Here is a 7,072-nt window from a genome sequence, read left to right as displayed (position 1 = left end):
GAAATGCGGCCCTGCCGCATTTCCCTCCCCCTAACACCACCTGAAAAACCAAAACTTCCGGCCCCCGAGCCTGCCGAGGGGAAGATTATAAATCCATCAATGGTAGCAAAGCATGACGCATAATATTGTTATTATCCTTTCTAAACTTTTACTCATAATGTGTGACAAATGTCATTTTATAAAAAAGACCAAAGAAATAATTTTACATCATCATTAAAATAAAAAACCCAATAAAGCTATGATAATCGAACAAATTTATACCGGATGTTTGGCTCAAGGAGCTTACTACATCGAATCCAATGGAGAAGCAGCAATCATCGATCCTTTAAGGGAAGTTCAGCCATATATTGAAAAAGCAGAACAGAATGGGGCCAAAATCAAATATGTTTTTGAAACCCACTTTCATGCTGATTTTGTATCAGGCCACCAAGATCTTTCGAAGAAAACAGGTGCCCCCATTGTTTTCGGTCCTACTGGTATGAAGATGGGATTTGATGCCATTGTTGCAGAGGACAATCAAGTTTTTGAAATCGGCGATATCAAAATTAAAGTAATTCATACGCCGGGCCACACTATGGAAAGCTCTTGTTTCCTTTTGATCAATGAAGAAGGAAAAGAAGAAGCCCTATTTACCGGTGACACTTTGTTTATCGGTGATGTAGGCCGACCTGACTTGGCGCAGAAGGTCATCAAAGATTTGACACAGGAAAAATTAGCTGCTCATTTGTATGATTCTCTGAGAAATAAAATCATGCCTTTGGCTGATGACATCATTGTCTATCCGGCACACGGTGCAGGAAGTGCCTGCGGCAAAAACATGAGCAAAGAAACAACCGATACTTTGGGCAATCAGAAGAAGACCAATTATGCCCTTCAAGATATGACCAAAGATGAATTTATCAAGGAAGTATTGACAGGTTTGACACCTCCTCCTGCTTATTTCCCACAAAACGTTTTGATGAATATCCAAGGATATGATTCCATCGATGAAGTCATGAACAGAGGCTTTAATCCATTGAGTCCTGCTGCATTTGAAGCAGCTGCCAATGAAACAGGTGCCATCGTTTTGGATACAAGAGATGCTCAGGTCTTTGCAAAAGGATTTATACCTAATTCTGTAAATATCGGAATTGATGGAAGTTTTGCGGTATGGGTAGGCACCTTGATTCCTGATGTGAAACAAGAGATTTTAGTGGTGGCAGAAGAAGGAAGAGAAGAGGAAATCATCACCAGATTGGCAAGAGTGGGATATGATCACTGTATCGGCTACATCAAAGATGGCTTTGAGGCCTGGAAAGCAGATGGTAGAGAGGTAGATACCATTACATCCATTTCAGCAGAAGAACTTGCTAACATTATGGAAAAAGAAGGAAATGTGAACATTCTAGATGTAAGAAAAGCCAGTGAGCACCAAAGTGAGTACGTCATTGATTCCATCAATGCACCTTTGGATTACATCAATGATAGCATGACCAAGGTAGACAAAAACAAAACTTATTATGTACACTGTGCCGGGGGATATAGGTCTATGGCTTTTACTTCCATATTGAGAGCCAGAGGCTATGAAAATCTTATCGATGTTAAGGGTGGTTTTGATGCTATAAAAGACTCTGCCTTATTCCAAGTAAGCGATTATGTTTGCCCAACAACATTGCTTTAAAAGTTAACTAAAGGTTATTTTAACCCGAGTTATCTCAAACTAAAAAATGGCAAGACAGATCTGTCTTGCCATTTTTCGTTAGAAAAAAGCTTGGGTGATAAATGTCACTTATTTGAGGGAAAAGATTGGTCAATTTTGAATATGAAGCGTTTACTGATATTTATCATCCTTTTTGCATTTGGTCGGAACGTCAAAGGTCAAGGGGAGTTAGATAGAGGGGACTCAACAACTGTAGAAGTAGAGAGTTTGGCAAAAACGCTAAAAAGCGGTGAAGTGGATTTTCACGTAAAATCCTTCTTTATGGCCACACTTAACAAAGGGGATTTATTGAATTATGCTACCCTGGCTTCAGGTGCAGGCATAGGCTATACCACGCCGGAATGGAAGGGATTTCAAGCCAGGTTTAATGGTTTCTTCACCTTTCAGGTATTTGAGCAGAATGTGCGTATTCCTGACCCAATTACTGGAGCTGGAAACAGGTACGAACTCTTGCTTTACGATATGAATGACCTGACAAATACGAATAGGTTGGATAGGCTAGAAGAACTGTATCTTACCTATCGAAAAGAAAGGTTTAAATTCACCTTCGGCAGGCAAAAAATAATAACACCTTTGCTAAACGAGCAGGACAACAGAATGAGACCCAATGTTTTTGGTGGATTATCCGCTGTATATTCAGGGATGAACACCAAAGTAACGGCTATGTGGATCAATTCTGTAACCATTAGAGGTACAGTGGATTGGTATTCTATAGAGGAGTCTTTTGGAGTCTATCCTTTTGGAAGGAACTTATATGGAGAGCCTTCTGATTACAAAGGAAGAATCTCTTCCAAAGGTATTGGGATGACAGGAGTTCAGTATTATAAAAGTGGTCTGACTCTCCAAGCATGGAATTATTTTGTGGAAAATGTGTTCAATATGAGTTTCCTTCAAAGTGATTATACCCTGAACGTGGGCAGGACCAGAATTCTTACGGGTCTTCAAGGGTTCCACCAATTCCCTGTCAATGAAGGAGGTAATCCTGATCCACAAAGGGCTTACATGCATCCTGAAGAAAGGTCATCTGGAATAGGAGCTAAACTCGGGGTGTTTTCAGGAAGGCATAATGTATCATTGAACTTCTTGGGAATCAATGATAATGGCAGATTTCTTTTTCCAAGAGAATGGGGAAGAGAGATGATGTATGCCAGTCTTTCCAGAGAAAGGTACGAAGGTGCAGGAGACATGAATGCTTGGGTATTGAAATATGACTTGATCACCCCATTCGATGGTTTATTTGCACAGTTTGGAGCCGGAAAGGTAAATCATTCCGGACTTGACTCCTATCGGACAAACAAGTATGCCATCCCATCTTATTACCATTTTTCAGGAATGTTGGACTTTAGATTCAAAGATTACTTTGAAGGAGTCAACTTGATGCTACTGGTAGTAAACAAGGCTCCTCAGGATAGGGAAATCATGACCGATAGACTTAGAATCAATCGGGTAGAAATGTGGAACTTTAACTTAGTAATGGATTATAGGTTTTAAAAAAAGAAGCGAGCTTGACTACCTTCTGGTAAGAGATTAAACAAATAGAAAAACAAAATAAAAATTAAATAAATACTATTGTTATGGAACAATTTATTGAATGGATAACTCAGCCTTGGCCCTGGTATGTAGCAGGCCCTTTGATTGGCTTAACGGTGCCGATTCTATTATTGGTTGGCAACAAATCTTTCGGGATTTCTTCGTCACTTAGACACGTTTGTGCCATGTGTATACCTGCAAATATTCCTTTCTTCACCTATAATTGGAGAAAAGAAATGTGGAATATAATGTTTGTTGTAGGAGTTTTACTTGGAGGATTCTTTGCTACCACATTCCTGTCAAATCCGGATACCATTGTGGTGGCAGAAGCTACTCAGCAAGATTTGGCAGCCTTAGGGATAACAGATTATTCAAAGTTATTGCCAGCTGAAATTTTCTCTTGGGAAAACCTATTCACAACAAAAGGATTGCTGTTCTTCGTTATTGGGGGTTTTCTTGTGGGCTTTGGTACAAGGTATGCAGGGGGATGTACTTCCGGCCATGCCATAATGGGGATATCTTCTCTTCAATGGCCTTCAGTAGTGGCTACCATATTCTTTATGGTTGGAGGTTTTCTGATGACACACGTATTGTTGGAACCTTTAATGAAAATGGTGGGATTTTAAAAATTTGAAAAAAGATGAAAGTAGAAGATAAAGTAAAAAACGTACAGCCTGTTGAGTGCGAAGCACCTAATATGCAGGCAAGCAAAGATGGCTTATTAAAATACCTGATTATTGGTATTCTATTCGGAGCTATTTTTGTGAAAGCAGAAATTATTTCCTGGTTTAGAATTCAGGAAATGTTCAGACTTCAATCATTCTTTATGTATGGAGTTATCGGTTCAGCAATCGCTGTAGGTGTAATCTCCATTCAACTGATTAAGAAACTTAACATCAAAACTATTAAAGGAGAAGTAATCAATATCCCTAAAAAAGAATTCAGGAAAGGGCAGATTATCGGTGGATTTATATTTGGATTAGGCTGGGCCCTTACCGGAGCTTGTCCTGGACCATTATTCGCTCAAATTGGTAGTGGATTTACCGTAATCTTAGTAACATTGGTTTCTGCAATTGCCGGAACTTGGGTTTATGGCAGGTTTGCCGATAAGCTTCCCAACTAATTCATACGGGTTGAATGAAATTGAAGAGCCATCTCCACAAAGGGATGGCTTTTTTTAACCCGAAATATGCATTATGAATTCTACGCCACGGCGCACATGTTATTACGAGCTAAAAACACTCCATAATCAATCGTTTCACTGGATTTAGCTCGTTCACCATAGAGATGACTATGCTTCATTCGCTAAATGCTTGATTATTTTGTGTTTTTAACGCTCACTACGAAATCTAATGCATAATCCGGGTTTATTGAAAAACTTTTTTTACAATCACCCTGATCATAAGGATAGCAACTAAAATAACTGAGCCTGCAATGACAAATTCCATGATTTTTTCTTTTATCAACAGTTATAAAAGCAATATGTTTTTCCAAATTTAGGTAAACACTGAGGTAATTGATTTTCTTATTTCCCTTTTTTGGCCTTAGCTTTGCCTGTCAATCCGAATTATGCATTCGGGTTTAAACCTCAACCTATACCTATTCATGACTTTACTTCAGAAAAGAAGAATAGCCTTGGGCAGCATCTTTTTTATTGCAGGGCTTTGTTTTGCTTCCTGGGCTTCGAGAATTCCTGATATTCAATCGAAATTCAGTTTCTCAGAAGCACAATTGGGCACACTTTTATTAGGACTACCTATAGGGTCTTTAGCTGCATTACCATTAGCAGGATGGGCAGTGTACCGATTTGGAAGTAAAAGAGTGATCATTGCAAGTAGTATAGGTTACATTTTATTTCTTCCCTTAATAGGTTTCAGTTATTCCATTTTGATGCTTATCCCTGTAGTGGTGGTTTTTGGGATGATAGGTAACCTTATGAATATTTCTTTAAATACACAGGCATTGGCCATAGAGGACAGTTATGGAAGGAGTATATTGGCTTCCTTCCATGGCCTTTGGAGCCTTGCGGGTTTTACAGGTGCCGGAATAGGTGCTGCGATGATTTATTTTGATATTCTTCCAAAATTCCATTACGTCTTCATAAGCGCAATTGTCTTAATGACCCTCTTTGTTTCCCATGCTTTTCTCATCGATGAACAGAGAGCTGGAGGCGGAGGAGGCCTTGTGCTTAAAAAACCGGATGGTTTATTGTTACGTATTGGTGCAATTGCTTTTTTAGGGATGCTTAGTGAGGGATGCATGTTTGACTGGAGTGGGGTTTATTTCAAAAAGGTGGTAGAAATAGAACCAGGTCTGGTTGCCCTCGGCTATGTATCTTTTATGGGGGCAATGGCAAGCGCCCGATTCGTAACAGACAGAATAATCAATAAAATAGGTCGTTTAAAAATGCTTCGGATTAGTGGACTCTTGATCTTTATAGGTTTATCACTTTCAGTCGTCCTGCCTTTACCCATCAGTGCCACATTAGGGTTTTTGCTGGTAGGATTTGGTGTAGCCGCGATTATTCCTATATCCTACAGTACAGCCGGCAGATCCAAACAATACTCCCCAGGTGTAGCCTTGGCCATGGTATCAACCATTTCATTTTTTGGTTTTTTGATTGGTCCACCATTAATTGGTTATGTGGCTGAAATTTTCAACCTGAAAGTATCCTTTATACTCATTGCAATAGCGGGATTGGGAATTACTATCTTGTCATCTGTACGTTTGGAAATTTTTGAATCTCCAACTGACTTATCAATAAACGATGCCAGCAATGCATAAACCCTTTCAATTTGAAAAAAAATTCGAAGTACTCTCCTTTCAGATTGACCCTTCTGGGCAACTCAGATGGGCTTCTTTGGCCGATTTATTACAGGAAGTAGCCTGGAAGCATGCCGATAGCAGAGATTTTGGAAAAGTGCTTTTCGAGAAAGGCTACATGTGGGTTTTGTCAAGGTTTGAAATTGAGGTAAAAAAACAACCATCTTGGGGCGAAACCATCAAAATTGAAACTGCAGGAAGGGGTATCAACAAGCTTTTTGCACTCAGAGAATTTAGGGTTACTGATAAAAAAGGGGAGGTATTGGCTGTCGCCATGTCTGCTTGGTTACTTTTGGATGTCAAAACCAAACGCCCTCAGCGACCCTCTTTGGTGCTTCCCTCCGAACTATTTGAAACGGAGCCATCCGAATATGCTGTGCCAGATAAAATACCGGGGCCTTCCCAACCTATTTCAGGAAAAGCATTTATGGTAAACTATTCTGATTTGGATATGAATAACCATGTTAATAATGTGAGCTACATCCGATGGATAGAGGATTTTTGTTTGGACAAAGGGTTTGTATTTGATAGGTTTGGCATCAATTACCTGAATGAGGCGCTACTTGGGGAGCATATTGAAATCCTCTTTTCTTTGGATGCTCAAAAAATGTTGGTCTCTGGCCGGTCTGGAAATAGGGATGTTTTTACTTCTTGGGTAGAGAAATTAAATGGGTAAGGTTGTATTAATAAAAAACTTTCTGATAGTTAGCATTACATGCTACTTGATAAAGGAAATTTTGAAAAAAATATAATCCACCCACTACATCATCAGATAGTTGTAAAATCACCGAATCGCTCAAGGGCCGCTTTGGTAAGCGCCCAAAAACTTAAAGATCACCGGATAAATATGATGATATGGAGAAAGCCTTCTCAAACTTTACAGGCGAAGACGGGATCGGCAACCGGAAAAAAAACATAATGAAAGAAGAGGGTCTCTGCAAGCCTGCTTGAGGAAGGCAAGCTCGACCAATGGAAAAAAATTTAATAAAAGGAATGGGTCTCGGCAAGCTCGACCACCGG

Annotated in this window: 6 protein-coding genes; all 6 read left to right on the top strand. The window is 39.6% G+C overall.

Annotation, left to right across the window (positions count from 1 at the left end):
- Positions 1 to 238 precede the first annotated feature (238 nt).
- A complete protein-coding gene (locus QZT73_RS04845) occupies positions 239 to 1,660 on the top strand; it encodes an MBL fold metallo-hydrolase (protein ID WP_291786898.1) in 1,422 nt (473 codons plus the stop codon).
- A gap of 141 nt (positions 1,661 to 1,801) precedes the next feature.
- Complete coding sequence (locus QZT73_RS04840) at positions 1,802 to 3,190, top strand: OprD family outer membrane porin (protein WP_291782460.1); 1,389 nt, start codon at positions 1,802 to 1,804, stop codon at positions 3,188 to 3,190.
- 83 nt (positions 3,191 to 3,273) lie between these two features.
- Positions 3,274 to 3,855: a YeeE/YedE thiosulfate transporter family protein gene (locus QZT73_RS04835; protein WP_291782457.1), complete on the top strand. Its 582-nt coding sequence runs from the start codon at positions 3,274 to 3,276 to the stop codon at positions 3,853 to 3,855.
- Positions 3,856 to 3,869: 14 nt separating this feature from the next.
- Positions 3,870 to 4,352 carry a DUF6691 family protein gene (locus QZT73_RS04830; protein ID WP_291782454.1) on the top strand — a complete coding sequence of 161 codons (483 nt, stop codon included), beginning with the start codon at positions 3,870 to 3,872 and terminating at the stop codon, positions 4,350 to 4,352.
- A gap of 482 nt (positions 4,353 to 4,834) precedes the next feature.
- Positions 4,835 to 6,013, top strand: a complete 1,179-nt coding sequence (locus tag QZT73_RS04825; RefSeq protein ID WP_291782452.1) for an MFS transporter — start codon at positions 4,835 to 4,837, stop codon at positions 6,011 to 6,013.
- On the top strand, positions 6,006 to 6,728 hold the full coding sequence (locus tag QZT73_RS04820; protein WP_291782449.1) for an acyl-ACP thioesterase domain-containing protein: 723 nt from the start codon (positions 6,006 to 6,008) through the stop codon (positions 6,726 to 6,728). The genes QZT73_RS04825 and QZT73_RS04820 overlap by 8 nt, the downstream gene beginning before the upstream one ends.
- Positions 6,729 to 7,072: the final 344 nt, after the last annotated feature.

Origin of the sequence: Cecembia sp. (assembly GCF_007126775.1) — a bacterium.
Classification (GTDB): domain Bacteria; phylum Bacteroidota; class Bacteroidia; order Cytophagales; family Cyclobacteriaceae; genus Cecembia.
The sequence above is the reverse complement of the archived record's forward strand: the minus strand, read 5'-3'. Positions and strand labels throughout refer to the sequence as shown.